Below are 26,687 nucleotides of genomic sequence, written 5' to 3' on the forward strand. Positions count from 1 at the left end.
CAGCGGCGCCGGCGAGGGCGCGGGTTCCTGCGCCTGGGCGATCACGGCCGGCCTGGCCGGCGGCTCCGGCGCGGCGGTGGGCGCTTCGGCGACCATCGGGGCGGTGCGGCCGCCAGTGCTGGCGCGGGGCAGGGAGGCGACGACGAGGTCGGTCATGAGCTTGTCGCGGGCGGCGCCGGAGCGGCCGCCGAGCACGACGGAGACGATGTGGCGGCCATCGGCCTTGGCCGAGGTCATCAGGTTGAAGCCGGAGGCGCGGGTGTAGCCGGTCTTGATGCCGTCCACGCCCTCGACGCGGCCGAGCAGCTTGTTGTGGTTGCGATAGGTGCCGCCGTCGTAATTGAACACGCGCGTGCCGAACATCGGGTAGTAGCGCGGGAAGCGTTCCTGGATGGCGCGAGCCAGGATGGTGAGATCGCGCGCCGTCGTCAGGTTCGCCGGCTCGTGCGGCAAGCCGTGCGGATTGTAGAAGGTGGTGCGGCTCATGCCGAGCGAGCGCGCCCTGGCGGTCATCATCCGCGCGAACTCGTCCTCGGAGCCGGCGACGCTCTCGGCCACCACCATGGCGACGTCGTTGGCCGACTTGGTGACGAGGGCCAGGATCGCATCCTCGACCTCGATGGTCTCGCCGGGCTTGAAACCGATCTTGGACGGCGCCTGCCTGGCGGCGTAGGACGAGACCGTGAGCGGGGAATCCATGCGGAAGCGGCCGCGCTCGAGCTGCTCGAACAGCAGATAGAGCGTCATGACCTTGGTGAGCGAGGCGGGGATGCGCGGGGCATCCTCATTGGTCGCGTGCAGCGTGCGGCCGCTCTTCACGTCGACGACCATCGCGGCATAGGGCGGGGAGTAGCCGCCGCCGACATGGCGCCGCTTCTTGCGCGCCGCCTCGGCGGGGGAGACGGTCGCGGCCAGGGTGACGGCAGCGACACTCACCAGCCCGATGAACGCGAACAAGCGTCCGCGCCGGGTACCAACGCAACCAGAAACCATGCAACCCGCCTCAACTCGAAACTGCCGTCCGGCCCGCCGAGGCACGGCTTTCGCCGTGGCACGAAGGACACACTGGAGGAGGTTAGAACGATGCGGTTACGGAGGTGTTAAGCCTGCGGCGGGCGGTATCGCTGCGAACCATTCTTCCGGTCTGCCGGGCGGCCCTGCATTTGATGCATTGCAGCGCGTTCTTGACTTTCATGTTGCGCTGCACAATATGTGGGCTGTCCCCGGTGGTGAACGCTTTCATCTGACCTTGGGGCGAGGAACCTGGGCCGCAAGGCTCGTCAGTCAAGAGGCGGCGCCCCCTGAGGCGCTGTGGGAAAAAACATGATCCAGCAGTTCGAGACCATCCAGAAGGCCTCCAAAGAGAACGTCGACGCCGCCCTGAAGTCGTTCGGCGCCACCTCGAAGGGCGTGCAGACGCTCGCCGTCGAGGCCACCGACTACGCCAAGAAGTCGTTCGAGGCCGGCACGGCCGCGATCGAGAAGCTTGCCGGCGTCAAGACGCTCGACAAGGCCATCGAGATCCAGACCGACTACGCCAAGACCGCGTTCGAGGGCTATGTCGCCCAGGTCACGAAGATGGGCGAGCTCTTCACCGCCATCGCCAAGGATGCCTACAAGCCGTTCGAAGGCATCGTCGCCAAGTCGGTCCCGACCGCCGCCAAGTGATTGGCCCAAAATGACTCGCCGCCGGCGTGATGCCGGCGTGCGACATCATCGCGATCTTCGAAAGCCCGGCCCGCAATGGCCGGGCTTTTTGCTTGCCTGGCCCTTGCGCCTGTGGGCGCCGGTGCGGAACGGGCTGGCGAAGCCGGCGCGACGCCTGTAAATTCACGGACGAAGCATTATCTTGGGGTCGAACGCCGGAAGAGAACCCTTGAACCCAGCAGCCGCCATGCCGATCGAAACGGACCCGCACGCCGGCCGCAGCCGGGCAGAGCGCACCGAGCGGTTAGTGCCCCGGCTGGCCAGCCGGCCGCGCCCGCCGGCAACGCCGGTCGATGGCGGCCGCGACGGGGCAGGCACCGGCGCTGCCGTCCTGACCCGGACCCGGACGCGCAAGCCCAATCTCTACCGCGTCCTGATCCTCAACGACGATTACACCCCGATGGAGTTCGTCGTGCATGTGCTGGAGCGCTTCTTCAACAAGGACCGGGCCGAGGCGACGCGCATCATGATGCATGTCCACCAGAACGGCGTCGGCGAATGCGGGGTCTTCACCTATGAGGTCGCCGAGACCAAGGTGACCCTGGTGATGGACCTGGCGCGCAAGCATATGCATCCGCTGCAATGCGTGATGGAGAAGAAGTAGTCGTGAAGCCGATCACCATCCCGGAAACGGTCTAGGAGCGCACCCGTGCCGAGTTTCTCGCGCAGTCTCGAACAGGCGCTTCACCGGGCCCTCGCGCTCGCCAATGAACGCCACCATGAATATGCGACGCTGGAGCATCTGCTGCTGGCCCTGGTCGACGACCAGGACGCCGCCGCGGTGATGCGGGCCTGCAGCGTCGATCTCGACACGCTGCGGCGCAACCTCGTCGACTACATCGACGCCGAGCTGACCAATCTCGTCACCGATGGGCGCGACGATTCGAAGCCGACCGCCGGCTTCCAGCGCGTGATCCAGCGCGCCGTGATCCATGTCCAGTCCTCGGGCCGAGAGGAGGTGACGGGCGCCAATGTGCTCGTCGCCATGTTCGCCGAGCGCGAGAGCCACGCCGCCTATTTCCTGCAGGAGCAGGACATGACCCGCTATGACGCGGTCAATTATATCAGCCACGGCATCGCCAAACGGCCCGGGGCGAGCGAGACGCGCGCGGTGCGCGGCGCCGACGAGGAGCCGGAGCAGCAGCGCGAGCAGCGCTCCGAATCGGGCAATGACGGCGACAAGGACAAGAAGAAGAAGGAGAGCGCGCTCGATGCCTATTGCGTCAATCTCAACCGCAAGGCGCGCGACGGGCGTATCGACCCGCTGATCGGCCGCGAGGCCGAGGTCCAGCGCACCATCCAGATCCTCTGCCGCCGGCAGAAGAACAACCCGCTGCTGGTCGGCGAGCCCGGCGTCGGCAAGACCGCGATCGCCGAAGGGCTGGCGCTGAAGATCATCCGCGGCGAGGTGCCCGAGGTGCTCGAGGACGCGACGGTGTTCTCGCTCGACATGGGCACGCTGCTCGCCGGCACGCGCTATCGCGGCGATTTCGAGGAACGCCTGAAGCAGGTGATGAAGGAGATCGAGGCCCACCCCAAGGCGATCATGTTCATCGACGAGATCCATACGGTGATCGGCGCGGGCGCGACCTCGGGCGGGGCGATGGACGCCTCCAACCTGCTGAAGCCGGCGCTGGCCGCGGGCGGGCTGCGCTGCATCGGCTCGACCACCTACAAGGAATACCGCCAGTATTTCGAGAAGGACCGGGCGCTGGTGCGCCGCTTCCAGAAGATCGACGTCAACGAGCCGTCGGTCCCGGACACGATCGAGATCCTGAAGGGGCTGAAGCCTTATTTCGAGGAGTTCCACAAGCTGCGCTACACCAACGACGCCATCAAGGCGGCGGTGGAGCTCTCGGCGCGCTATATCCACGACCGCAAGCTGCCGGACAAGGCGATCGACGTGATCGACGAGACCGGCGCCTCGCAGATGCTGGTGACCGAGGCCAAGCGCAAGAAGACGATCGGCGTCAAGGAGATCGAGGCCGCGGTCGCGACCATGGCGCGGATCCCGGCCAAGACCGTCTCCAAGGACGATGCCGAGGTGCTGCGCAATCTCGAGAACACGCTGAAGCGTACCGTCTACGGCCAGGAGAAGGCGATCGAGGCGCTGTCCTCCTCGATCAAGCTGGCGCGGGCCGGCCTGCGCGACGGCGAGAAGCCGATCGGCTGCTATCTCTTCGCCGGGCCGACCGGCGTCGGCAAGACCGAGGTCGCGCGCCAGCTCGCGCTGTCGCTCGGGGTCGAGCTCGTGCGCTTCGACATGTCGGAATACATGGAGCGCCACACCGTCTCGCGGCTGATCGGCGCGCCGCCGGGCTATGTCGGCTTCGACCAGGGCGGGCTCCTGACCGACCAGATCGACCAGCACCCGCATTGCGTGCTGCTGCTCGACGAGATCGAGAAGGCTCATCCCGACCTGTTCAACATCCTGCTGCAGGTGATGGACCACGGCAAGCTGACCGACAACAACGGCAAGCAGGTCGATTTCCGCAATGTCATCCTGATCATGACCACCAATGCCGGCGCCGCCGACATGGCCAAGAACGCCTATGGCTTCACGCGCAGCAAGCGCGAGGGCGACGATACCGAGGCGATCAACAAGCTGTTCGCGCCGGAATTCCGCAACCGGCTCGATGCGACGATCTCCTTCGGCCACCTGCCGAAGACGGTGGTGGCGCGGGTCGTCGACAAGTTCGTGCTGCAGCTCGAGGCGCAGCTCGCCGACCGCAACGTCACGATCGAGCTCTCGGACGAGGCGCGCGACTGGCTGGTCGAGAACGGCTATGACGAGGCGATGGGCGCCCGCCCGATGGCGCGGCTGATCCAGCAGACGATCAAGACGCCGCTGGCCGACGAGGTGCTGTTCGGCCGGTTGAAGAACGGCGGCGCGGTCAAGGTCGTCGTCGTCCAGTCCGAGACCGGCATCAAGGTGCTCGGCCTCGAATTCCCCGACGGGCCGGTCAAGCCCAAGCCGGAGAAGGACGTCGCCGCCGCGGCCGAGAAGCGCACGCGCAAGCCGCGCGCCAAGGGTGCCGGCAAGGGCACCGGCAAGGCCAAGGCGGGGCCCGCCGGCAGCCTGAAGCGCGGTCCCAAGCCGGATGCGCCGGTCGAGCCGCCGAAGGCGGCGCGCAGCGTCCGGACCGTCCCGAAAGTCCCGCTGACGAAGGCCTGACCCGGTGTTCTTTAAACGCAAGCCCGCCAGCGCCTGGGCACAGGACGAGCAGGTCGCCGCGCAAGCGGCGGCACCGGCGCCGAAGGAGAAGCTCGGCTGGTTCGAGCAGCGCGCCCGGCGCCGCCGGCGCCGCAAGGTGTTCGAGGAGGTGCTGGGCTGGATCCTGGTGCCGGGCTTCCTCTATCTGCTCTGGCTCGGCTATCAGGCGATCGGCGGCGTGCCCAAGGAGATCATCGACTTCGGCCAGGAGCTGATCGGCCTGGCGATGAAGAGCATCTGACCGGGACGCCTGCGCCCGGCGCAGGCCCGAAGCGCGGCAGGGCCTCTGCCCCGCCATGGCGGCAATGCGCTTTAAGCGTTTTCGCCTTGCCAGCCCGGCAGGCGGATTTCCGGGTCCCCGAGCGTTCATGATCCAGGCTTTCCTTGCCTTGCCGGCTCTGCGGAACAGGCGGCGCCTTGTTCCTCCGGCATCGCCGCCGGCGGCCGCGTGAACGCCGGCTTGCGCGCGGCCTGGCTGCACCCGGCCTTCATCGGCTTCCGCGATGCGCTGAAGCTGCCGGCCTGGGTCGTCGGGCTGGGGATGATCGGCGTCGGTTCGCTGGCGCGCGATGTCGGCTATCCGGTCGAGGCCGCGGTCCTGTCGACCGTGCTGGTCTGGGCCGGGCCGTCGCAGGTGCTGTTCTTCGCCTCGGTCGCCGCCGGCGCCGCCTGGAGCGCGATCGCGCTGGCGATCGGCTTCGCCTCGCTGCGCTTCCTGCCGATGACGATCGCGCTGCTGCCGCTGCTGCGCCGGCCGGGGCAGGGCGTCGGCATGCAGCTCCTGCTCTCGCATTTCGTCGCCGTCACCTCCTGGACGGAGGCGCTGCGCCGCCTGCCACCCTTGCCGCCGGAGCAGCGGCCGGCCTATTTCCTCGGCTTCGCCAATGCCCTGATCGCCGCCTCGGCGCTGTGCACCTATGTCGGGTTCCATCTCGCCGGGGCCGTGCCGGCGCCGGTGGCGGCCGGGCTGCTCTGCCTGTCGCCGATCTTCTTCATCGCCTCGCTGACGGCAGGAGCGCGCGGCTTCGGCGATGGCGTCGCCATCTTCCTCGGGCTGGCGCTGGCGCCGGTCGCGAGCCGGGTGGTCGGCGGCGGTTTCGATCTGCTCGCCGGCGGGCTGGTCGGTGGCAGCGTCGCCTTCGCGCTGCAGCGCTGGCGCCGGCGCGCGCGGAAGGCCGGCGCATGACGGCGCCGATCGCCTTCCTCGACGGTCCCTGGTGGCCTTATCTGGCGCTGCTGCTCTTCGCCGTGCTGCCGACCGAGATCTGGCGCTGGCTTGCCGTCGCCTTCGCCCGTCGCCTCGACGACAGTTCGCCCTGGCTCGAATGGGTGCGGCTGGTGGCGACAGCGCTGCTCGCCGGCGTCGTCGCCAAGCTGATCCTGACCCCGCCCGGTGTCCTCGCCGATGTGCCGTTGTCCGTCCGCCTGGCCGCGATCGCCGTGCCGATGGCAATCGTGCTCGCCGCCCGCCGCCGGGTGATGCTGGCGGTGCTCGCCGGAGAGGCGGTGCTGATCGGCGGGGCCTGGTGGCTGGGGTAGGAGCCCTCAGGTCTTGTTAGAGCCTGCTACTTTTACTCGGAACCACCGCCGTCATCCTGGACAAGCCGCGAAGCGGCGCAGCTCCGGGATCCATCGTAGGGCGCCGGAGCCTTATGATGGATCCCGGGCCGAGCTTCGCTCGCCCAGGATGACGGCGGTGGTTCCGAGTGAAAACAACAGGCTCTGGAGCCCCTAAGTCAGCCGGCCAGCGGCGCCAGATGGCGCAGCTTGTCGGGGTTGCGCACGATGTAGATGGCGTGGACCAGGCCGTCGCGGATGTCGAGCGCAGTGGCCTGCAGGGTCTCGCCGCGCTCGAGGCTGAGATAGCCGGGCAGGCCGTTGATCAGCACCGGCCGGTAGAGCGTCGTCTCATGGCCGGGGCCGCCGAACTTGTGGGTGATGCCGGCGAAGAAGCGCGAGACGCGGTCGAGGCCGAACAGCGGGTTCAGCGTTGCCGGCACCTTGCCGCCGCCGTCGCTGTGGAAGGCGACGTCGCGCGCCAGCAATGCCTGCAGGTCGGTCGGATCGGCCTTGTGCGAGGCCTTGAAGAAGGCCTCGGCGAAACGGGCGGCTTCCTGCGGCGCGATGGGATGGCGCGGCGGCAGGTCGAGCCGGACATGCTCGCGCGCCCGCTTGGCGAGCTGGCGGCAGGCGCTTTCGCTGCGCTCGATAGTGCGGGCGATCTCGGCGAAATCCTGGTCGAAGATGTCGTGCAGCAGGAAGGCGGCGCGTTCCAGCGGCGAGAGCCGTTCGAGCGCCAGCATCAGCGCGATCGGCGCGTCGAGCCCGGCATCGGCGGCCGGCTCGGTGCCGAGCGCCTCGACCAGCGGTTCCGGCAGCCAGCTGCCGACATAGAACTCGCGGCGGCTGCGGGCGGATTTCATCTGGTCGAGACAGAGCCTCGTGGCGATGCGCGCGAGGAAGGCGCGCGGCTGCGCGACCTCCTCCTGCTTCGTCTCGCGCCAGCGCAGCCAGGTTTCCTGGACGATGTCCTCGGCATCGCTGACCGAGCCCAGCATGCGGTAGGCGAGGCGGGTCAGGAAGCGGCGATGGCTCTCGAACGGATCGGTGGCAGGCTGCGGCGTCATTGCGGGTCCTGCTCTCAGCCGGCCGCGGCCACGGCAGCGGCCGGACGGTCGTTGGGGTGGGCCGAGCGGAAGCCGATGGCGATGCGGTTCCAGCTGTTGATCGTGGCGATCAGAAGGGTGAGATTCACCGTTTCCTCCGGGCTGAAATGGCGCAGCACTTCCTCATAGGTCTCGCTCGGCGCATGGGTTTGCGAGATCAGCGTCAGCGCGTCGGTCCAGGCCAGGGCGGCGCGCTCGCGTGGGCTATAGAGCGCGGCCTCATGCCAGGCGTCGAGCAGGAAGAGCCGGGCCGGGCTCTCGCCCTCCTTGATCGCATCGGCGGAATGCATGTGCAGGCAATAGGCACAGCCATTGATCTGCGAGGCGCGCATCTTCACCAGGTGGATCAGGCTGTGCTCGAGTCCGCTCTCCTTGATCGTGGCTTCGAGCGCGATGAGCGGCTTCATGGTGTCGGGTGCGGTGACGTAGGGGTTGAGGCGCTTGGTCATGACGGAATCCGTCTCTCATCAAAGGGTTAGAGCAGGATTCTTGCGAAAAACCGGGTTCCACTTTTTCGCATCCTGCTCTGAGGGAGGAAGCCGACCCGCCGCGACGCCGCGCCGGGCCGGCTGTTCGATCTCGCGGTTTCAGGCGGCCGCGGCCTCGCGGCGGCGATCCTGCGGATGACGGGTGCGGAAGCCGCAATTGATCCGGTTCCAGAGATTGATCATGCCGATGGCGACCGAGAGATCGACGCAATCCTTCTCGCTGAAGTGCTCGCGCAGCTCGGCGAAAGCCTCGTCGCTCGGGCTGCGATCGGCGACATGGGTCAATTCCTCGGTCCAGCGCAGGGCGGCGCGCTCGCGCGGGGTGTAGAGCTCGGACTCCTCCCAGGCGCTGAGCAGGTTGATGCGGGCTTCGCTCTCGCCTGCCTTGCGGGCGTCGCCGATGTGCATATGCAGGCAGTAGGCGCAGCGGTTGATCTGCGAGGCGCGGATCTTCACCAGCTCGAGCAGGCTATGCTCGAGCTGCGACTGGTTCACATATTCCTGCAGGCCGAGCATGGCCTTGTAGGCTTCGGGCGCGGTCTGGAAGGCGTTGAGGCGTTGGGTCATCACGGTCTCCATCATCTGCTGATGAAGACCAGGACGAGGCAGCGTGCGGCGGCGTGACATGCGCGCCGGATTTTTTTCGCCTCAGGCGTTCTTCAGCGCGGCGCGAATCTTTTCGGCTGCATCCGCCAGCTCCTCGGGCTTTGCCATCACGCTCGCCGGCGGCTTCATCGAAACCCCGTCATGGCGGGGGATGACGTGGACGTGGAGATGGAAGACGACCTGGCCGCCGGCGCTCTCGTTGAACTGCTGCACGGTGATCCCGTCGGCGGCGAAGGCCTTGAGCGCGGCCCTGGCGATGCGCTGCGAGACATGGGCGACATGGGCGAGGTCGGCCGGTTCGACATCGAGCAGGTTGCGGGCCGGGTTCTTCGGGATGATCAGCGTGTGGCCGGGCGCGCGCGGCATGATGTCGAGAAAGGCGAGCGACTTGTCGTCCTCATAGACGCGGTGCGCCGGCAATTCGCCGCGCAGGATCTTGGCGAAGATGTTGTTCGGGTCATAGGCGGTCATGGCGGCGTTCCTGTGCTTGGCAAGCGAAGCTGGCGGCTGGTGCGGGCAAACGTCAAGGCGGCGGAGGGCCGCCGAGCGGCAGCGTCTCGACGATCCGGCTTTCGAGCACGAGATCGTCGGTCGCGCCCATCAATGATAGCCCGTCGACCCGCAGGCGCAGCAGGGGCGTCTCCCAGCAGCGGGCGATCAGGGCAGCCAGCGCCTGCGTCTCGGCGGGATCGAGATCGTCGAGCAGATTATGGAGGCCGACCAGATAAAGGTCGCCGGCGGGCCGGCCGAAGGCCTGCTGGATCTGCTGGAAGGGATTCGCTCCGGCGCGGCGCTGCGGATAGGCGCGCAGATAGAGCCGGCCGCGATTGACGTTGCCGGAGAACAGGCCGCGCAGCTCGACCTCGAACGGCGCGATGCCGGCGAGCCGGGCGCGGATTTCCGATGCGATGGCCGGCGGCTCCCCGCGGCCGAGCGAGCCGACGATGGTGGCGTGCAGCCGGTCGGCGCGCTTCGGCAGGAGCTCCCAGGCGAGCTTGCCGGCGAAGGGCGAGGCGCGCAGTCCGGCGTCGAGCTCGCGCCAGGCGGGGGAGGCCTCCAGTGCGCCCTGCGGCACCGGCATCACCAGCGAGAAGATCTCGGCGTGACGGCCGCTCTCGTAGTCGCGGCCGGGCAGGCGCGGGATGGCGCGCGGATGCTCCGGCGCCAGCAGCGGCAGATGGGCGAGGCGATAGCTCTCGTCGAGCGTCAGCGGCTCGGCAAAATCGGTCAGGCTGCGGCGATAGCCGAGAGCGTCGTCGGCGCAGAATTCAACCGGCAAGGTCGGCTCCGGATCTGAAGGGCAGCTCGGCCTCGAGCGCCAGTTTCGCGGCGGCGATCTCGTGGCGCTCGCCCGGCAGATAGGCGGCGACGGCCCGCGCCAGGCCGGGATCGGCGAGGAAATGGGCGGAGCGGGTGATGACGGGCCGGTAGCCGCGCGCCAGCTTGTGCTCGCCCTGGGCGCCGGCCTCGACGCGGGCGAGCCCGTGGGCGATCGCGTAGTCGATGGCCTGATGGTAGCAGAGCTCGAAATGCAGGAAGGGGTGATCCTCGATGCAGCCCCAGTTGCGGCCATAGAGGGTATTGCCGCCGCGGAAATTGATCGCCCCGGCGATGTTGCGGCCGGCCCGCCGCGCCAGCATCAGCACGACGCGCTCGCCCATGCGCTGGCCGATCTCGGAGAAGAAGCGGCGGTTGAGATAGGGCCTTCCCCATTTGCGCGAGCCGGTATCCTCGTAGAAGGCGTGGAAATCGTCCCAGACGCTCTCGGTCAGCTCGGCACCGGTGAGCACCGCGACCTCGATGCCGGCTTCGAGCGCCTCGCGCCGCTCGCGCTTCAGCGCCTTGCGCTTGCGCGAGGCGAGCAGGCCCAGGAAATCCTCGTAAGTTGCGAAACCGCGGTTCTGCCAATGGAACTGCAGGTCGTGGCGTTCGAGATAGCCGGCCTCCAGCAGCGCCGCCAGATCGGGCTCCTGGGCGAAGGTGACATGCACCGAGGAGGCGCGGACCTCTCCGCGCAGCGCCTCCAGCCCGGCGATCAGTGCCTGGCGGGCCTCGCCGGCATGCGGACCTTCGGCGACCAGCAGGCGCGGGCCGGTCGCGGGCGTGAAGGGGGCCGCGACCTGGATCTTCGGATAATAGCGGCCGCCGGCGCGCATATAGGCCTCGGCCCAGCTATGGTCGAAGACGTATTCGCCCTGGCTGTGGCCCTTGACGAAGGAGGGCGCGGCGGCGATCAGCCGGTTCTCTTCATCCTCGACCAGCAGATAGGCCGGCGACCAGCCGGTGCGCCCGCCGACGCAGCCGCTTTCCTCCAGGGCACGCAGGAAAGCGTGCGAAATGAAGGGGTTGTCCGGGTCCGCTTGAGAAAATGATTCCGCCGCTTCAGGGGGCGATTCAAGTTTCGCGCCGGCGCCCGGATTGGCGCAGGCATCCCAGGCAGCGGCGGGAACGCCCTTCAACGAGGTCGCGACGCGGATCGTGAGACCCTCGTGCAGACCGGCTTCGCTCAAGGCCGGAAACCCTCGAAGACCATCTGGTCGGCATGCTCGGCGGCGCGGGCCCGGTCCTCCGGGCTGCGCACCGTCCAGCTCATCAGCGGCAGTCCCAGCGCCTTGCGGCAGAGGAACGGAGCCGCCGAGGGCAGGTCGCTGACCTTCCAGGAGACGAAGTCCGGTCGGCTCTCCTCGAAATGCAGGAGATTTGCGAGGGCGTGCTTCTGCGCCGCCGAGAGATGGTCGTAGTCGCGATACTGGTCATAGACGTTCATCGCGACGATGCCGCGGGCAAAGCCGGGCGCCAGCTCGCGCAGCGCCGTGACGACGAGCGGATCGAAGGATTTCAGCACGATCGGCTGATCCTTCCGGCCTTCGATGATCTTAGCGGTGCGCTTCGCCAGCCGCAGGTCGCCGTCGAAGCGGCTCTTGATCTCGATCACCAGCGGCGTCCTGCCGGCGATCGCATCGAGGAAGCCGGCCAGCGTCGGGATGCGGTCGTTCGAGCCTTTCAGTCCGATGCCGGCGAGTTCGGCCGCCTTGCGGGCGTCGACACGGCCGGTCTCGCCGGTCAGGCGCTCGAGGGTGAAGTCGTGAAAGACCAGCGCCTCCTCGTCGGCGCTGAGCTGGACGTCGCATTCGATGGCGAAGCCGCCGTCGATGGCGGCCTGCGCCGCGGCATGGGAGTTCTCGACCACGCCGCTCGCGAGATCGTGCAGGCCGCGATGGGCGATCGGGCGGGCGGTGAGCCAGGGCTGGGCGGGCATCAGGCGATCTCGAAGATCGCCTCGACCTCGACGGCGGCGTCGGCCGGCAATTCGGCGACACCGACGGTCGAGCGGGCATGGCGGCCGCGGTCGCCGAGCACCTCGACCATCAGGTCGGAGGCGCCGTTCATCACGGCGGGCAGGGCGGTGAAGTGCGGGGCGGCATTGATGAAGCCGCCGAGGCGCACGCAGCGCACGATCCGGCCGAGATCGCCGCCGAGCGCCGCCTTGGCCTGGGCGAGCAGGTTGACGGCGCAGAGCCGCGCCGCCTCGAGCCCGGCCTCGTTGAAGATCTCGCCGCCGAGCTTGCCCTTGTGCTTGTCGGAGAGCTTGCCGTCGAGCCCGAAGCAGAGCTGGCCGGAGATCACCAGGAGATTGCCGGTGATGACATAGGGCACGTAATTGGCGATCGGCGCAGCCGGTGTCGGCAGCACGATGCCGAGGGCGGCGAGCTTGGCTTCGATGGCGTTCATCGCGGGTTCTCTCGGGTTGGCCGACAGTGGCAGGCATCTTTCATGGCCGATGGCCGGCAGCCCGGCAAGCGCGGCCGGCGAAGGGCGAGCCTGCACTGCAAGCCAGGTGCGCCTTGGCCATGTTTGCGCCATCGCCGCGGTGCACCTAGGTTGCAGCGGTGGCGCTTTTTGCCGGCGCGGCGAGAATCGGGATCGGGGTTGGGCATGGGACGTTGCGGTTATGGGATCGCGGGCATGGCGATCGCCGTCCTGCTGGCGCCGGCGACGCAGGCGCAGGGCGCGGCCGAACGCGTCGTGCTGGTGCCGCACCGCGCGATCTACGATCTCGCCCTCGACGAGACCAAGCCGGCCCGCGACATCAGCATGGCGCGCGGGCGCATCGCCTTCGACTTCTCCGGGGACGCCTGCGACGGCTATGCGCTCTCCTTCCGCCAGGTCACCGAGCTGACCAGCGAGATCGGGCCGCGCATCATCGACGCGCGCACCACGAGCTTCGAGGAAGGCGACGCCAAGAGCTACCGCTTCAAGACCGAAAGCTCGACCGCCGGCGCCCCGCCAGACGTCGTCGACGGCACCGCGAAGAAGGCGGATGCGGGCTATGAGGTGCAGCTGCGCTCGCCCCGGGCCGAGACGCATCGCGAGGCCGCCGCGGCGATGTTCCCGAACGAGCAGATGAAGGCGGTGATCAACGCGGCGCGGGCCGGCCAGACCACCTTCAATGTCCGCCTCTATGACGGCGCCAACAGCGGCAAGGACGTCTACGACACCCTGTCGGTGATCGGCCGCAAGATCGAGGCGCGCCCCAGCGAGGCGCCGCTGCAGCGGCCCGAATTCGAGAAGCTGGCGCGCTGGCCGGTGACGATTTCCTATTTCAAGGTCGGCTCGGGCGAGACGACGCCGGCCTATACCGTCGCTTTCGAGCTCTATGAGAACGGCGTCACCGGGGCGATCCGGCTCGATTACGGCGCTTTCGCGCTGCGCGGCACGCTTACCCGTCTTGATCTTCTGCCGGCGGGCGACTGCGCGAAATAGGCCGGCGGCCATCGCGCAGCGCCAGGCCCTTGCCGATCGCGGCGTCGCCGAAGCGGGCGCGCACGGCGTCGAGCGCGTTCTCCACCGCTTTCAGGCGCGGCGTCTGCGTATCGGCGAGGTCGCCGCGGTCGGCGTCGGCGGGGTCGGAGAAGTCGCTCGCGCCGATGCCGATCAGCCGGTAGCGCAGGCCGGTGCATTCGCGCTTCAGGAGGTCGCGGCCGGCGGCGAACAGCCGCGCGGCGAGCTGTGTCGGCTCCGGCAGCCGGGTGGCGCGGGTGACGATGTGGAAATCGTGGCTCTTGAGCTTCAGCGTGATGGTGCGCCCGGCGAGCGCCTGCGCCTTCAGCCGCTTCGAGGTCCTCTCGCACAGGCGCCAGAGAATCGGCTCCAGCTCCTCGAAGCGGGCGAGGTCGACATCGAGCGTGGTCTCGGAGGAGACCGTCTTGGCCTCGCGGTCGACAGTGACTTGGCGGGGATCGATGCCGCGCGCCAGGTTCCGCAGGCGCGGCCCGTCCTTGCCGACGAGGCGATAGAGCGTCTCGACCTCGGCGGCGGCAAGGTCGCCGATGCTGCGGAAGCCGGCCCGGGCCAGCCGGGTCACGCCGGCCTGGCCGATGCCGGGGATCATCCCGACCGGCTTTTGCGCCAGGAAGGCGACCGCTTCCGCCCGCCCGATGATCGAGAAGCCGCGCGGCTTGTCGAGGTCGGAGGCGACCTTGGCGAGGAACTTCGCATAGGACAGGCCGACCGAGACGGTGATGCCGACCTCGTCCTCGATGCGGCGGGCGAAGCGGGCGAGCACCAGCGCCGGGCTGGCATGGTGCAGGCGCTGCGTGCCGCCGAGGTCGAGAAAGGCCTCGTCGATCGAGATCGGCTCGACCAGCGGCGTCAGCTCCTGCATCAGCGCGCGCACCTGGCGGCCCACCGCGACGTATTTCGCCATGTCGGGCTTGATCACCACGGCCTCCGGGCAGGCCTTCAGCGCCTTGAACATCGGCATGGCGGAGCGCACGCCGGACATGCGGGCGATGTAGCAGCAGGTCGAGACCACGCCGCGCTTGCCGCCGCCGATGATCACCGGCTTGTCGAGCAGGGACGGATCGTCGCGCTTCTCGACCGCGGCATAGAAGGCGTCGCAGTCGATATGGGCGAGGTGGAGCTCGTCGCGCTCGGGGTGGCGCAGCAGCCGCGGCGAGCCGCAGGCGGGGCAGCGGCGCAGCGAAGAGGCCGGCGACGCCTCGCCATGGTCGTGCAGGCAGTCGCGGCAGAGCACGCGGGCTGCCCCGGCCATGGCCGGCGTGCCGCTCACGGCTCGAAGGCTTCCGGCGGGCCGGCGAGAATTTCGCGCGCCTGCCCGATGATTTCCGGATTCAGGCTTAAGTTTCCGGCAAACTCGAGCAGCAGCGAATCGCTGGCGCAGAGATGGTCGAGCACGGCCAGCAGGAAGCCCGGTTCCTGCGCCGCCGAGCGCAAAGTCGCCGGCCCGAGCCCGGTTGCGGCCAGAAAGGGCTCCAGGCGCTCCGGTTCGGAGGCCAGGAAGGCGAGGGCGCGCAGCGCCAGCGCCTCGGCTTCCGGCGGCGTGATGGGAAGGGGCATGGCGATTTGCTCTGCGTCTCTGCGGTCAGGTTTGCGTTTCGTCAACGGCTCGTATGCTAGATTCATCATCGAACGCGGCCGCCGGCTTGGGAAGTCCGGAATATCGGACACCCCTGATGCGGCGGACTGGGGGCGGAATGACAAAGACCGTACTGATCGTCGAGGACAACGAGCTCAACATGAAGCTCTTCAACGACCTGTTGGAGGCCCATGGCTATGCGACGCTCAAGACCGCTGACGGCATCGAGGCGATCGAGCTCGCGCGGGCGCATCATCCCGATCTGATCCTGATGGACATCCAGCTGCCGGAGGTCTCCGGGTTGGAGGTGACGAAATGGATCAAGGAGGACGATGCCCTGAAGAGCATCCCGGTGATCGCCGTCACGGCCTTCGCGATGAAGGGCGATGAAGAGCGCATCCGCGACGGTGGCTGCGAGGCCTATATCTCCAAGCCGATCTCGGTGGGCAAATTCCTGGAGACGGTGCGCGCCTATCTCGGCGCGGCCTGACGGAAACGAAGGCGCCTACCATGTCAGCCCGGATCCTGGTCGTCGACGACATCGCAGCCAATGTGAAGCTGCTCGAGGCCAAGCTCTCGGCCGAGTATTTCGACGTGGTGACGGCGACGAACGGGATCGACGCGCTGGCGATCTGCGAGCGCGGCGAGGCCGACATCGTGCTGCTCGACGTGATGATGCCGGGCATGAACGGCTTCGAGGTCTGCCGGCGCCTGAAGACCGGGCCGACCACGGCGCATATCCCGGTGGTGATGGTCACCGCGCTCGACCAGCCGAGCGACCGCCTCAAGGGGCTCGATGCCGGCGCCGACGACTTCCTGACCAAGCCGCTCGACGACACCGCCCTGTTCGCGCGGGTGCGCAGCCTGGCGCGGCTGAAATCGGTGACCGACGAGTTGCGGCAGCGGGCGATGGCCTCGCGCCGGCTCGGCATCGCCGACCCGCTCGCGGCCGCCGCCGCCGAGACCGGGCTCAACGGCCGCATCCTCTTGATCGAGGACCGGCCGCTGATCGCCGAGCGCCTGACCCAGGCGCTGGCGACCTTCCATTCGATCGAGACGGAAGCCGACGCCCAGGCCGCGCTGACGCGAGCCGCCGAGGGCGATTTCGAGATCGTCCTCGTCAGCCTGGATCTGCAGGGCTATGACGGGCTTCGGCTTTGCAGCCAGCTGCGCTCGCTCGAGCGCACCCGCAACCTCTCGGTGCTGATGCTGGGCGAGGCCGAGGATCGCGGCCGCGTGCTGCGCGGGCTCGAGATCGGCGCGCACGACTTCCTGGTCCGCCCGATCGACCGCAACGAGCTGCTCGCCCGGGCGCGGACGCTGGTGCGCCGCAAGCGTTTCACCGAGCGGCTGCGCGACAGCGTCCAGTCGTCGATGGAAATGGCGGTGATGGACCAGCTCACCGGCCTGCACAACCGGCGCTATCTCGACAGCCGCATGGCCGTGCTCTTCGACGAATCGGCGCTCAGGGCGCGGGCGCTCTCGCTGCTCGTCCTCGATGTCGACCGCTTCAAGACGGTCAATGACAGTTGGGGTCACGATGCCGGCGACGAGGTGCTGCGCGAATTCGCCGACCGGGTCCGGGCCTGCACGCGCGGCATCGACCTGGTCGCCCGGATGGGCGGGGAGGAGATCGTCGTGGTCCTGCCCGATACGGCGCTCGACGCCGCCCGCGCCGTGGCCGAGCGCATCCGCGAACGGGTCGAGAGCGGGCCCTTCCAGATCCAGGGCGGCGCCCGCAGCATCGCTGTCACGGTCTCGATCGGGGTCGCCAGCCGGCGCGCCGGCGACGCCGCCGCCACCGAAATGCTGAAGCGCGCCGACGAGGCGGTCTATCTGGCCAAGGCGGCGGGCCGCAACCGCGTCATCGTCGCCACCGCGGCCTGATGCGCTCGCTCGGAGGCAGGCCGTTCCCGTCCCCACACCGTCATTGCGAGCAAAGCGAAGCAATCCAGGAGGGCTGGCTCTGCCGCTCCTGGATTGCTTCGTCGCTTCGCTCCTCGCAATGACGGCAGCGTGCCGTCGCCGGTGTTCTGCAAGAATTCCGGAGAGGAAACTGGCCTAAACTGTTGCCGCAGGCCGGTAATCCGTCCCGCACCCCGCCGGCATGGTCAACAGGATCGGTTAGCCGGTAAGGTTAAGTAACGATGAAGATTGGTGAATCAACCCTAAACGATTGATTCGGAGGGGCTTCCGCGTAGGGTCGTTTCCAGAGCGGCGGCGGCGAAAGCCAGCCGCCCGGAATGCCCCCCGGGAGCTCAGGTTCCGCCGCATCTCCTGGGAAACCGGTGGGCTCGGCCGGTCGGTGGCGAGATTTCTGGCCTCATCAGAATCCGCCATCGGCCGGCCACCATGCGCTCCCTGCGGGAAGCCGGCGGTGGCCGGTCAGCGGAAGGCTCGCTCGAACAGCACCGGCAGCCAGTATCCGAGCAGGCCGAAGGCCGCCAGCAGCCCGAGCAGGACCAGCGCCGCCCTGACGCGATGGAACCACAGGCGCGATTCGTCGACCTCCACGATCAGACGCAGGAAGCGACGCAACGGACCGGTGACGGGCGGGCGCGGCTCGGCAGGGATTTGGCCGTTCAAGGCGAGGCTCCGGGGAAAAGAGCGGGGCGATGGCCGCTCTGCGAGCTTATGGGAGATGCAGAAACGGCGCCAGAGCCTGCCACAGCGGCGGGCCGGAGGCTGTCAGGATGGAAGCGGGCCGGGAGGGGCGGGACCCGTTTCAGGGAGAGGCCGGGCGCAAACGCAAAAACCGCCCGGATCGGGCGGTTTTTTTAGCAGGGAACAAGATTGTAAGGCGCGTGCGCCTTACTTGATCTTGGCTTCCTTGAACTCGACGTGCTTGCGCGCGACGGGATCGTATTTCTTCTTCGACATCTTCTCGGTCATCGTACGCGAGTTCTTCTTGGTCACGTAGAAGAACCCGGTGTCGGCCGTCGAGACGAGCTTGATCTTGATGGTCACGGCCTTGGCCATGGCGAAGCCCTCGAACTGATGGGGCCGTCCTCGACCCGCGCAAGAAAAGAAAAGGGCCGGGCAAGCCCGGCAATCCGATGGCTGCGGAATGCCGTATCGGCGCCCGCAAGTCAAGGAAATATCGGGCGGCCGTGCGGTCGCCCCGGGAATGGCCGCCTGCGCGGGTGTCGCGCCTCAGATCAGCTCGCGCACGAAGCTGCCGCGCTTCTCCCAGTAGAACGGCACCGGCAGATGCGCGCCGAAGCCGGCCTTCAGCCGTTCCTCGACCTCGGCGATGATCACCTTGGTGATGGTCGGCAGGTCGAGCTCGCGGGCTTCGTCGAAGGTGACGGAGACAAGATCGACCAGCTCGGAGTCCGGGCCGATCACGCCCTCGACCTTGCCGGCGACGGCCCTGGCGTCGACGGTGAAGAAGCGGGTGTCGAAACGCTTCGGCCGGCGCGGCGGGGTGATGGCGCGGGCGACGAAGGTTATGGCGCCGAGATCGGGGAAGATGCCTTTCGCCGCGAAATCGGCCCAGACGCCGGGCGGCGGATTTTCCGGGGCGCCATAATCGGCGCTGCCGAAGAGCAGGCCGGTCTCCTCGAAGGTCTCGCGGATGGCGGCGAGCACCAGCGCCCGGCCGCGCTGGGCGCTCGGGCGCACGCAGCGCGCCGCCAGCCGCTGCTCGCAAGGGGAGGCGAGCGCGCCGGCAGCGGTCATGCGGCGATCCTCCGGATCGATCCGCCCGCCGGGGAAGACGTATTTCCCGGGCATGAACTTGTGGCCGGAATGGCGCTTGCCCATCAGCACGCGCGGCTTTGCCCCCGAATGATCGAGGATCAGCATGGTCGCGGCATCGACCGGGCGCAGATTCGTCGCCGTGCGGACGCGCTCGGCCTGGGTCAGGGTGACGGTATGATCGTTCATCGGCCGCCTGTCCTGCTCGACGCGGGTTGAATCTCGGGTTGTGGCGCGGGGCCGCCGAAGCCGTGCATGCGCAGCGCCCATTGCAAGCCGATGACCGCACCCTTCGCCGGCTGCATCAGCGCCAGGCAGAGCACCACCGTCAGCAGCGGCCAGACCCACATATGCATGGCCATCGACCATTCGGAGTATTTTTCGGCCAGCACCAGGCCGCCGACGACGATATGGCCGACGATGGTGATGACGATATAGGGCGGCAGGTCGTCGGCGCGCTGATGGTAGAGCGCCTCGCCGCAAGCCTCGCAGGCCTCGACCGGCTTCAGGAAGGCGCGGAACAGGCGGCCCTCGCCGCAATGGGGACAGCGGCCCCTCAGGCCGCGACCGACCGCCTGGCGCCAATCGCGCTCGGCGGCCGGAGCCGTGAGGTCGTGATATTGGACGGACATGGCTCTCTTCACCTTCGAGGCGTCGGCCTCAGCGCTTCCGGCCCGGCTTGGCGCGGGCGGGCCCGGCCATATTGCGCCTTGCAGCTAGGGGACGCGCGGATTTTTTGAAAGAGCGGTTCGATGTCACATGCCGCCCCTCGGTGAGCAACTCGAAGCGCAGGGCGCCGGCGACTGGCGCGGCCTCGACCAGGCGGACATGGACGCGGTCGCCGAGGCGCCAGCTTTCGCCGGAGCGCTCGCCGATCAGGGCATGGGCCGCCTCGTCATAGCGGTAGTAATCGGCGCCCAGCGTCGAGGCGGGGACGAAGCCGTCGGCGCCGGTGCCGTCGAGCTTGACGAAGAGCCCGGCGCGGTTGAGCCCGGCGATGCGGCCGTCGAAGCTGGCGCCGATCTGGTCGGCGAGGAAATGCGCGACCAGCCGGTCGGTGGTCTCGCGCTCGGCCGCCATGGCGCGGCGCTCGGCCGCCGAGATCCGGGTCGAGACCTCGCGCAGCTCGGCGAGCGTCGTTCCCTTCGGCAGGCCGTCATCGCCGCGCTTCAGCACCGAAATCAGGGCGCGATGGACGACGAGATCGGCATAGCGCCGGATCGGCGAGGTGAAATGGGCGTAACGACGGAGATTCAGGCCGAAATGGCCGTAATTCTCGGCGACATACTCGGCCTGGGCCTGGGTGCGCAGCACGACCTCGTTGAGGAAGAGCTCGTTCTCGGAGCCCTTGATCATCTTGAGGATGCGGTTGAACAGCACCGGCCGCAGCGCGCCGTCCTTGGGCAGCTTGATGCCGATCGAGGCCAGGACCTCGCCGAGCACCCGCATCTTCTCGAGCGAGGGCTCGTCATGGCAGCGATAGATCAGATGGCTGCCGGCCTTCTCCAGCGTCTCGGCGGCGGCGACATTGGCGAGGATCATGAACTCCTCGATCAGCCTGTGCGCCGCCAGGCGCTCCGGCACGACGACGCGCTCGACCGAGCCGTCGGCTTTCAGGATCAGCTTGCGCTCGGGCAGATCGAGATCGAGCGGCTGGCGCGCGTCGCGGGCGCGGGCCGCGACGCCATAGGCGGCCCAGAGCGGCATCAGGATGCTCTCGCGGAGCGGGTCGGTCAGGTCGTCCGGCTTGCCGTCGATCGCGGCCTGGGTCTGCTGATAGGAGAGCTTGGCGGCCGAGCGCATCAGGATGCGGTGGAAGCTATGGCCCTTCTTCGAGCCGTCGGACTTGAGCACGAGGCGGACCGCCAGCGCCGGCCGGTCCTGCCCGCCACGCAGCGAGCAGAGATCGTTCGAGATCCGCTCCGGCAGCATCGGCACGACGCGGTCGGGGAAATAGACCGAGTTGCCGCGCTCCAGCGCCTCGCGGTCGAGCGCCGAGCCCGGCCGGACATAGGACGCGACATCGGCGATGGCGACGGTGACGACATGGCCGCCCGGGTTTTCCGGATCTTCGTCCGGCGCCGCATGGACGGCGTCGTCATGGTCCTTGGCGTCGGCGGGGTCGATGGTGATCAGCGGCAGCTTCCGCCAGTCCTCACGGCCGGCCGGCGTCGCCGCCGGGGCGGCTTCCGCCTCGGCCAGCGCGGCCGGCGAGAACTCGTGGGGAATGCCGTGGGCATGGATCGCGATCAGGCTGACGGCGCGCTCCGATTTCAGCGAGCCGAGCCGTTCGCGCACCCGCGCCTCGGGCGGGCCGAAGCGGCTCTCGCGCCGCAGCGAGACCGAGACCAGGTCGCCGTCCTGGGCGTCGCCGGTCTGGCCCTTCGGAATCAGCGCCTCGCGGCCCTGCGCCTTCTTGTCGACCGGAATCAGCCGGCCGGAACCGTCGGGCAAGGCGCGGAAGATGCCGAGCACCTGTGCCTTGGCCTTGCCCATCAGCTTCAGCACCCGGCCGGACCAGGCGATGCCGTCGGGGCCGCGCAGGCGGGTCAGCTTGAGCAGGACATGGTCGCCGATGCCGGGGGCGGCGACGGCGGGACCGGGCTTGCGCGAGCGCGACAGGCGAGCGCGTTCCACCAGGATCTTCGGCGCCGCGCCCTGATCGGCCTCGTTCCATTCGAGCGGCGCGGCGACGAGGTCGCCCTCGCGGTCGCGCGCCTTGATCTCGCAGAGCAGCACCGCGGGCAGGGCGCTGTGCTTGCGCACCGGCGATCCGCCATCGGGCGCGTCCGTATCCTCCTCGATCTCGCGCAGCAGCCGCTTCAGCCAGATCTTGCCGCCGCCATCGAGGCCGAACGCCTTGGCGATGTCGCGCCGGCCCGGCTCGCGGCCAGCGGCGCGTTCCTCCTCGATGAAGTCGAGGATCGCCTGGCGGGGGAAATCAGGGGCTGGCGCTGGCAAGCGGCGGGCTCGTCCGGGTAAGGGGCTTCGCGAAGGGCTCCGCCTCTCTCTGCCATGTCCGCGCCAGGCGCGCCAGAACCGGCCGCGCAGGGCCGCTGGCGCAAATGAGAAGGGCTGCCCTCGCGGGCAGCCCTTCCATTGCCGAACCGCAGCCCCGGTAACAGGGCACTGCGTTGCGGAAACTCACGCGGAACCGAACCCCCATGTGGGACGAGTCCAGGTCACGCAGCCCCGCAACAGCGGTTGATGACAATGAGACACTGGATCACCTCCTTTCAGTTGTTACCGACAAGAGGAGGCTATGGTGATTCCAGCGCGTCCGTAAACGGTAAAGATTCAGCGCCCACATCCCACTCTGCTGCCGAAAAAGACGGCGCTTTTCCTGCATCATACGGGCGGCGCCCAAATTTTACTCAGTCGATTTGCCCGCCGGTTGTGCAAAGGCGCCTTTCGCGCCGGGCTTCGGCGCCAAAACCTGCAAAACAGGCCTGAAACCGCGCCGGATGCTGCGTCGATGCCGCTTTTGCTGCGTCCGCGAAAGGGTGCGCGGCGGTTGGCACGTCGCTTGCGATCTTCCCCCGGCCAGCCAGCAAGGCTGCGCCGCGCCCGGCACGGGGCGGGGTCAACAGAATCGTTCGGGGGACATCTCGGTGAAGATCACTCGTCGCGTGGTAATGGGCGCCGCCTTCGCGGGCGCCACGGCTCTCTCGCTGCTGCCGGCGGCGGCGCAGGAGACCATCAAGGTCGGCATCCTGCACTCGCTCTCCGGCACGATGGCGATCTCGGAGACGACGTTGAAGGACGTCATGCTCATGCTGATCGAGGAGCAGAACAAGAAGGGTGGCGTGCTCGGCAAGAAGCTCGAGGCGGTCGTCGTCGATCCGGCCTCGAACTGGCCGCTCTTCGCCGAGAAGGCGCGCGAGCTGATCGTCAAGGACAAGGTCTCGGCCGTGTTCGGCTGCTGGACCTCGGTCTCGCGCAAATCGGTGCTGCCGGTGTTCAAGGAGCTGAACTCGATCCTGTTCTACCCCGTCCAGTACGAGGGCGAGGAGAGCGAGCGCAACGTGTTCTACACCGGCGCCGCGCCGAACCAGCAGGCGATCCCGGCCGTCGACTATCTCGCCAAGGAGGAGAAGGTCGAGCGCTGGGTGCTCGCCGGCACCGACTATGTCTATCCGCGCACGACCAACAAGATCCTCGAGGCCTATCTTCTCGCCAAGGGCGTGAAGAAGGAGGACATCCTGATCAACTACACGCCGTTCGGCCATTCCGACTGGCAGACCATCGTCTCCGACATCAAGAAGTTCGGCTCGGCCGGCAAGAAGACCGCCGTGGTCTCGACCATCAATGGCGACGCCAACGTGCCGTTCTACAAGGAGCTCGGCAACCAGGGCATCAAGGCGACCGACATCCCGGTGGTGGCGTTCTCGGTCGGCGAGGAAGAACTCGCCGGCATCGACACCAAGCCGCTGCTCGGCCATCTCGCCGCCTGGAACTACTTCCAGTCGGTCAAGACGCCGGAGAACGACGCCTTCATCAAGCAGTGGCAGGCCTTCAAGAAGTCGGACAAGGCCGTCACCAACGATCCGATGGAAGCCCATGTCATCGGCTTTGCCATGTGGGTGAAGGCGGTCGAGAAGGCGAAGTCGACCGATCCCGACAAGATCATCGAGGCGCTGCCCGGCATCGAGGCGCCGAACCTGACCGGCGGCGTCTCGAAGATGCTGCCGAACCACCACATCACCAAGCCGGTGCTGATCGGCGAGATCAAGGCGGACGGCCAGTTCGACGTGGTCTCGAAGACCGGCCTCGTCGCCGGCGACGCCTGGTCGAAGGAGCTCGACGGCTCGAAGGACCTGGTCGGCGATTGGGTCGAGAAGAAGTGCGGCAACTTCAACGTCAAGACCGGCAAGTGCGGCGGCGCCTGAGGTCATGAGGGGGAGGGCGGCACGGTCGGAAAGCCCGGCCGCCCTTCGCATTCTAACCTCTCGCAGGTTCTGAACCCTCCGAACAAGGCGCGGGGAACCCCTCTCCCGTGTGGGAGAGGGGCAGGGGTGAGGGACTGCCCTCAGACGCCGTAGCTGTGCCTTGCCGCTTCTCGGATGAGAGCCGATCGAGCCCCGTTGTTTGCTGGCGGGCCCTCACCCCTACCCCTCTCCCACACGGGAGAGGGGATCCCGCGCTCCACTTTCTGACAGCCTGCGCATCAAGACCAGAAACGAGCCGATGCCCTTTCTCTCTTCCCTCCTGCGATCGCTGGCCATCGTCGCGGCTCTGCTGTCCGCGCCAGCCGTCGCACTCGCGCAGCAAGCCGCCGAGGAAGCCTTCACCCGCTTCGGTGCCGACAGCTACTCGGACACGGCCCGCGCCATCGACATCCTCGTCCAGTCCGCCCATCCGCAGGCGGCGCCGATCATCGAGGCGCTGGCCGAGGGGCGGCTTCTCGCCGGCGGCGGAACTGTCGCGGTCAGGACGAAGGAAGGCGCCTTTCTCGACGCCCGCACTGGCCAGAAGCTGGCCTCCGAGCCGGCCGGAACCAGCCCGGTCAGGCTCAACAACAATGTCAGGCGCGTGATCCAGGGCGCGCTCGGCGGGCTCGGCCTGCTCGCTGCCGATCCGGCGCGGCGCGCCGCCGCCGCAGAAGCGGTGTTCCGGGCGCGCGACGCCGCGCTGCTGCCGGTGCTGGAGAGCGCCATCGCCAGGGAGACCGACGAGAAGGCCAAGGCTGCGCTGCGCCAAGCGCAGGCGGCGATCCTGATCGCCAGGGCCGATGCGCCGCCCTTCGACCGGCTCGCCGCCATCGACGTGCTGCGCGAACGCGGCGACCAGGACGCGCTTGCCGCGCTGCGCTCGCTGCCGGGCGACGCTTCTGCGGCGCTGAAGGAGGCGCAAACGCGCGCCATCTCGGAGATCGAGGGCAAGCTCGCTCTGTGGCGGGCCGGGCAGAACCTCTGGTACGGGCTCTCGCTCGGCTCGGTGCTGCTGCTCGCCGCGATCGGCCTCGCCATCACCTTCGGCGTGATGGGCGTGATCAACATGGCGCATGGCGAGATGGTGATGCTCGGCGCCTACACCACCTTCGTGGTGCAGGAACTGATCCGCACCCGCTTTCCCGGCCTGTTCGACTGGTCGCTGGCGATCGCTTTACCGGCCGCCTTCATTGTCGCTGGCGTTGTCGGCATCGCCATCGAGCGCGGCGTCATCCGCTTTCTTTACGGACGACCGCTGGAGACGCTGCTCGCGACCTGGGGCATCAGCCTGATCCTGCAGCAGGCGGTGCGTACCGCGTTCGGGCCGACCAATCGCGAGGTCGGCGCGCCGAGCTTCATGTCGGGCGCCTTCGAGTTAGGGGGCCTCGCGATCACCTGGAACCGGCTCTGGATCATCGTCTTCGCGGCCATCGTCTTCATGGCGCTGCTCGCCATCCTGAAGCTGACGCCGATGGGCCTGCAGATGCGGGCGGTGACGCAGAACCGGCGCATGGCCTCGGCGATGGGCATCCGCACCGGCCGGATCGACGCGCTGACCTTCGGGCTCGGCTCCGGCGTCGCGGGCCTTGCCGGCGTCGCGCTCTCGCAGATCGACAATGTCAGCCCCAATCTCGGCCAGAGCTACATCATCGACTCATTCATGGTCGTGGTCTTCGGCGGCGTCGGCAATCTCTGGGGCACGCTGATCAGCGCCATGACGCTCGGCGTCGCCAACAAGCTGCTGGAGCCTTACGCGGGCGCGGTGCTCGGCAAGATCGCGCTGCTCGTCTTCATCATCCTGTTCATCCAGAAGCGCCCGCGCGGCCTGTTCGCGCTGAAGGGCCGGGCGGTGGAAGCATGATCACCCGCTTCCTCATCGCCAACATGGACCGGCGCGGGCTCGTCTTCCTCGCCCTCGTCGCGGCCATCGCGGTCGCGGTGCCGGCGGCGAACCTGCTGCTGCCGGCCGGCTCGCCCTTGCATGTCTCGACAGCGACCATGTCGCTCTGGGGCAAGTATCTCTGCTTTGCGCTGCTGGCGATCTCGCTCGACCTGGTCTGGGGCTATTGCGGCATCCTCTCGCTCGGCCATGGCGCCTTCTTCGCGCTCGGCGGCTATGCGATGGGCATGTACCTGATGCGCCAGATCGGCTCGCGCGGCGTCTATGGCAACCCGGTGCTGCCCGATTTCATGGTCTTCCTGAACTGGCAGGAACTGCCCTGGTACTGGTACGGCTTCTCCTCCTTCCCCTTCGCCATGCTGATGGTGCTGGCCGTGCCCGGCCTGCTTGCCTTCGTCTTCGGCTGGTTCGCCTTCCGCTCCCGCGTCACCGGCGTCTATCTCTCGATCATCACCCAGGCGCTGACCTATGCGCTGCTGCTCGCCTTCTTCCGCAATGATATGGGCTTTGGCGGCAATAACGGGCTGACCGATTTCAAGGACATTTTGGGCTTCAGCGTGCAGGCGCAAGCCACGCGGGCGGCGCTCTTCGCGATGACCTGCGTCATGCTGATCGCCGGCTTCCTGATCGCCCGCGGCATCGTCTCGTCCAAGCTCGGCAAGGTGGTGATCGCGATCCGGGATGCGGAATCGCGGACGCGCTTCCTCGGCTACCGGGTCGACCGCTTCAAGCTCTTCGTCTTCACCGTCTCGGCCTGCATGGCGGGCGTCGCCGGCGCGCTCTACGTGCCGCAGGTCGGCATCATCAATCCCGGCGAGTTCGCCCCGGCCAATTCGATCGAGACCGTGATCTGGGTCGCGGTCGGCGGGCGGGGCACCTTGGTCGGCGCGGCGCTCGGGGCCGTCGTGGTCAACTGGGCCAAGACCGTGTTCACCTCGGGCTTCATGGCGCCCTACTGGCTGTTCGCGCTCGGTGCGCTCTTCGTCTTCGTCACCCTGTTCATGCCCAAGGGAATTTTGGGCACGGCGCAGGGCTGGTGGGAAGGCCGCAAGCGGCCAGCGCCCGTGCCAGCGGCCGAACCGGCTCCGGCGGAGTAA

The 26,687-nt window shown here is 68.1% G+C and carries 28 protein-coding genes; 12 read left to right on the plus strand and 16 right to left on the minus strand.

Annotated features, from left to right (window positions below; genetic code table 11):
* Positions 1-993 (minus strand): D-alanyl-D-alanine carboxypeptidase family protein (locus tag V6M56_RS18670; RefSeq protein WP_442881184.1); only part of this gene is annotated, 993 nt, incomplete at its 3' end.
* Positions 994-1,323: 330 nt separating this feature from the next.
* Between V6M56_RS18670 and V6M56_RS18675 the strand changes: the two genes are divergently transcribed.
* The 6 genes from V6M56_RS18675 (at position 1,324) to V6M56_RS18700 (ending at position 6,460) form a co-directional block, all read left to right on the plus strand.
* Positions 1,324-1,668 (plus strand): phasin family protein, encoded by a 345-nt coding sequence (locus V6M56_RS18675; protein WP_332685736.1) that lies wholly within the window; start codon positions 1,324-1,326, stop codon positions 1,666-1,668.
* A 226-nt stretch (positions 1,669-1,894) separates the two neighbouring features.
* Positions 1,895-2,311: an ATP-dependent Clp protease adapter ClpS gene (clpS, locus tag V6M56_RS18680; protein ID WP_332685738.1), complete on the plus strand. Its 417-nt coding sequence runs from the start codon at positions 1,895-1,897 to the stop codon at positions 2,309-2,311.
* 45 nt (positions 2,312-2,356) lie between these two features.
* Entirely contained in the window at positions 2,357-4,882 is a 2,526-nt protein-coding gene (gene clpA / locus V6M56_RS18685; RefSeq protein ID WP_332685740.1) for an ATP-dependent Clp protease ATP-binding subunit ClpA, read from the plus strand.
* Between the two features lie 4 nt (positions 4,883-4,886).
* Positions 4,887-5,162, plus strand: coding sequence for a hypothetical protein (locus V6M56_RS18690; protein WP_332685742.1), 276 nt, complete (start codon positions 4,887-4,889; stop codon positions 5,160-5,162).
* Positions 5,163-5,369: 207 nt separating this feature from the next.
* Positions 5,370-6,107, plus strand: a complete 738-nt coding sequence (locus V6M56_RS18695) for an AzlC family ABC transporter permease (RefSeq protein WP_332685746.1) — start codon at positions 5,370-5,372, stop codon at positions 6,105-6,107.
* Positions 6,104-6,460, plus strand: a complete 357-nt coding sequence (locus V6M56_RS18700; RefSeq protein ID WP_332685748.1) for an AzlD domain-containing protein — start codon at positions 6,104-6,106, stop codon at positions 6,458-6,460. The genes V6M56_RS18695 and V6M56_RS18700 overlap by 4 nt, the downstream gene beginning before the upstream one ends.
* 197 nt (positions 6,461-6,657) lie before the next feature.
* Here the strand turns inward: V6M56_RS18700 and V6M56_RS18705 are convergent, their stop codons facing one another.
* From V6M56_RS18705 to V6M56_RS18740, 8 genes are all read right to left on the minus strand, one after another.
* Positions 6,658-7,548 (minus strand): sigma-70 family RNA polymerase sigma factor, encoded by an 891-nt coding sequence (locus V6M56_RS18705; protein ID WP_332685750.1) that lies wholly within the window; start codon positions 7,546-7,548, stop codon positions 6,658-6,660.
* Positions 7,549-7,562: 14 nt separating this feature from the next.
* A complete protein-coding gene (locus V6M56_RS18710) occupies positions 7,563-8,036 on the minus strand; it encodes a carboxymuconolactone decarboxylase family protein (RefSeq protein WP_332685752.1) in 474 nt (157 codons plus the stop codon).
* A gap of 138 nt (positions 8,037-8,174) precedes the next feature.
* Complete coding sequence (locus tag V6M56_RS18715; protein WP_332685754.1) at positions 8,175-8,642, minus strand: carboxymuconolactone decarboxylase family protein; 468 nt, start codon at positions 8,640-8,642, stop codon at positions 8,175-8,177.
* 81 nt (positions 8,643-8,723) lie between these two features.
* Positions 8,724-9,152, minus strand: coding sequence for an HIT family protein (locus tag V6M56_RS18720; RefSeq protein WP_332685756.1), 429 nt, complete (start codon positions 9,150-9,152; stop codon positions 8,724-8,726).
* A 52-nt stretch (positions 9,153-9,204) separates the two neighbouring features.
* On the minus strand, positions 9,205-9,960 hold the full coding sequence (locus tag V6M56_RS18725) for a 2'-5' RNA ligase family protein (protein ID WP_332685758.1): 756 nt from the start codon (positions 9,958-9,960) through the stop codon (positions 9,205-9,207).
* On the minus strand, positions 9,950-11,191 hold the full coding sequence (locus V6M56_RS18730) for a GNAT family N-acetyltransferase (protein ID WP_332685760.1): 1,242 nt from the start codon (positions 11,189-11,191) through the stop codon (positions 9,950-9,952). The genes V6M56_RS18725 and V6M56_RS18730 overlap by 11 nt, the downstream gene beginning before the upstream one ends.
* Positions 11,188-11,940 carry a glycerophosphodiester phosphodiesterase family protein gene (locus V6M56_RS18735; RefSeq protein WP_332685761.1) on the minus strand — a complete coding sequence of 251 codons (753 nt, stop codon included), beginning with the start codon at positions 11,938-11,940 and terminating at the stop codon, positions 11,188-11,190. The genes V6M56_RS18730 and V6M56_RS18735 overlap by 4 nt, the downstream gene beginning before the upstream one ends.
* The gene (locus V6M56_RS18740; RefSeq protein ID WP_332685763.1) at positions 11,940-12,413 is read right to left on the minus strand and encodes a RidA family protein; all 474 of its coding nucleotides are present in this window, start codon (positions 12,411-12,413) and stop codon (positions 11,940-11,942) included. The genes V6M56_RS18735 and V6M56_RS18740 overlap by 1 nt, the downstream gene beginning before the upstream one ends.
* 234 nt (positions 12,414-12,647) lie before the next feature.
* Between V6M56_RS18740 and V6M56_RS18745 the strand changes: the two genes are divergently transcribed.
* On the plus strand, positions 12,648-13,445 hold the full coding sequence (locus V6M56_RS18745; RefSeq protein WP_332685765.1) for a cell envelope integrity EipB family protein: 798 nt from the start codon (positions 12,648-12,650) through the stop codon (positions 13,443-13,445).
* On the opposite strand, the gene V6M56_RS18750 is transcribed toward V6M56_RS18745, so the two are convergent.
* Together V6M56_RS18750 and V6M56_RS18755 are read right to left on the minus strand one after the other, a co-directional pair.
* A complete protein-coding gene (locus tag V6M56_RS18750) occupies positions 13,402-14,736 on the minus strand; it encodes a DNA polymerase IV (protein ID WP_332685788.1) in 1,335 nt (444 codons plus the stop codon). The genes V6M56_RS18745 and V6M56_RS18750 overlap by 44 nt on opposite strands.
* Positions 14,737-14,750: 14 nt before the next feature.
* On the minus strand, positions 14,751-15,041 hold the full coding sequence (locus tag V6M56_RS18755) for a DUF3572 domain-containing protein (protein WP_332685767.1): 291 nt from the start codon (positions 15,039-15,041) through the stop codon (positions 14,751-14,753).
* A gap of 137 nt (positions 15,042-15,178) precedes the next feature.
* On the opposite strand from V6M56_RS18755, the gene V6M56_RS18760 reads away from it, so the two are divergent.
* Entirely contained in the window at positions 15,179-15,550 is a 372-nt protein-coding gene (locus tag V6M56_RS18760; protein ID WP_291639333.1) for a response regulator, read from the plus strand.
* A gap of 20 nt (positions 15,551-15,570) precedes the next feature.
* Complete coding sequence (locus V6M56_RS18765; RefSeq protein ID WP_332685771.1) at positions 15,571-16,947, plus strand: PleD family two-component system response regulator; 1,377 nt, start codon at positions 15,571-15,573, stop codon at positions 16,945-16,947.
* Between the two features lie 498 nt (positions 16,948-17,445).
* Here the strand turns inward: V6M56_RS18765 and V6M56_RS18770 are convergent, their stop codons facing one another.
* From V6M56_RS18770 to rnr, 5 genes are all read right to left on the minus strand, one after another.
* A complete protein-coding gene (locus tag V6M56_RS18770; protein WP_332685773.1) occupies positions 17,446-17,646 on the minus strand; it encodes a hypothetical protein in 201 nt (66 codons plus the stop codon).
* Between the two features lie 225 nt (positions 17,647-17,871).
* Positions 17,872-18,039, minus strand: coding sequence for a 50S ribosomal protein L33 (gene rpmG, locus V6M56_RS18775; protein WP_066469944.1), 168 nt, complete (start codon positions 18,037-18,039; stop codon positions 17,872-17,874).
* 174 nt (positions 18,040-18,213) lie between these two features.
* Complete coding sequence (locus tag V6M56_RS18780; protein WP_332685779.1) at positions 18,214-18,948, minus strand: NUDIX hydrolase; 735 nt, start codon at positions 18,946-18,948, stop codon at positions 18,214-18,216.
* Positions 18,945-19,391: a DUF983 domain-containing protein gene (locus tag V6M56_RS18785; protein WP_332685781.1), complete on the minus strand. Its 447-nt coding sequence runs from the start codon at positions 19,389-19,391 to the stop codon at positions 18,945-18,947. Before V6M56_RS18785 ends, V6M56_RS18780 begins: the two co-directional genes overlap by 4 nt.
* A 28-nt stretch (positions 19,392-19,419) precedes the next feature.
* Complete coding sequence (gene rnr / locus V6M56_RS18790; protein ID WP_442881185.1) at positions 19,420-21,720, minus strand: ribonuclease R; 2,301 nt, start codon at positions 21,718-21,720, stop codon at positions 19,420-19,422.
* 674 nt (positions 21,721-22,394) lie between these two features.
* Between rnr and urtA the strand changes: the two genes are divergently transcribed.
* From urtA to urtC, 3 genes are all read left to right on the plus strand, one after another.
* The gene (gene urtA, locus V6M56_RS18795) at positions 22,395-23,648 is read left to right on the plus strand and encodes an urea ABC transporter substrate-binding protein (protein ID WP_332685790.1); all 1,254 of its coding nucleotides are present in this window, start codon (positions 22,395-22,397) and stop codon (positions 23,646-23,648) included.
* A gap of 298 nt (positions 23,649-23,946) precedes the next feature.
* Positions 23,947-25,551 (plus strand): urea ABC transporter permease subunit UrtB, encoded by a 1,605-nt coding sequence (gene urtB, locus V6M56_RS18800; RefSeq protein WP_332685784.1) that lies wholly within the window; start codon positions 23,947-23,949, stop codon positions 25,549-25,551.
* A complete protein-coding gene (urtC, locus tag V6M56_RS18805; protein WP_332685786.1) occupies positions 25,548-26,687 on the plus strand; it encodes an urea ABC transporter permease subunit UrtC in 1,140 nt (379 codons plus the stop codon). Before urtB ends, urtC begins: the two co-directional genes overlap by 4 nt.

Origin of the sequence: Allobosea sp., from assembly GCF_036675845.1 — a bacterium.
Lineage (GTDB): Bacteria > Pseudomonadota > Alphaproteobacteria > Rhizobiales > Beijerinckiaceae > Allobosea.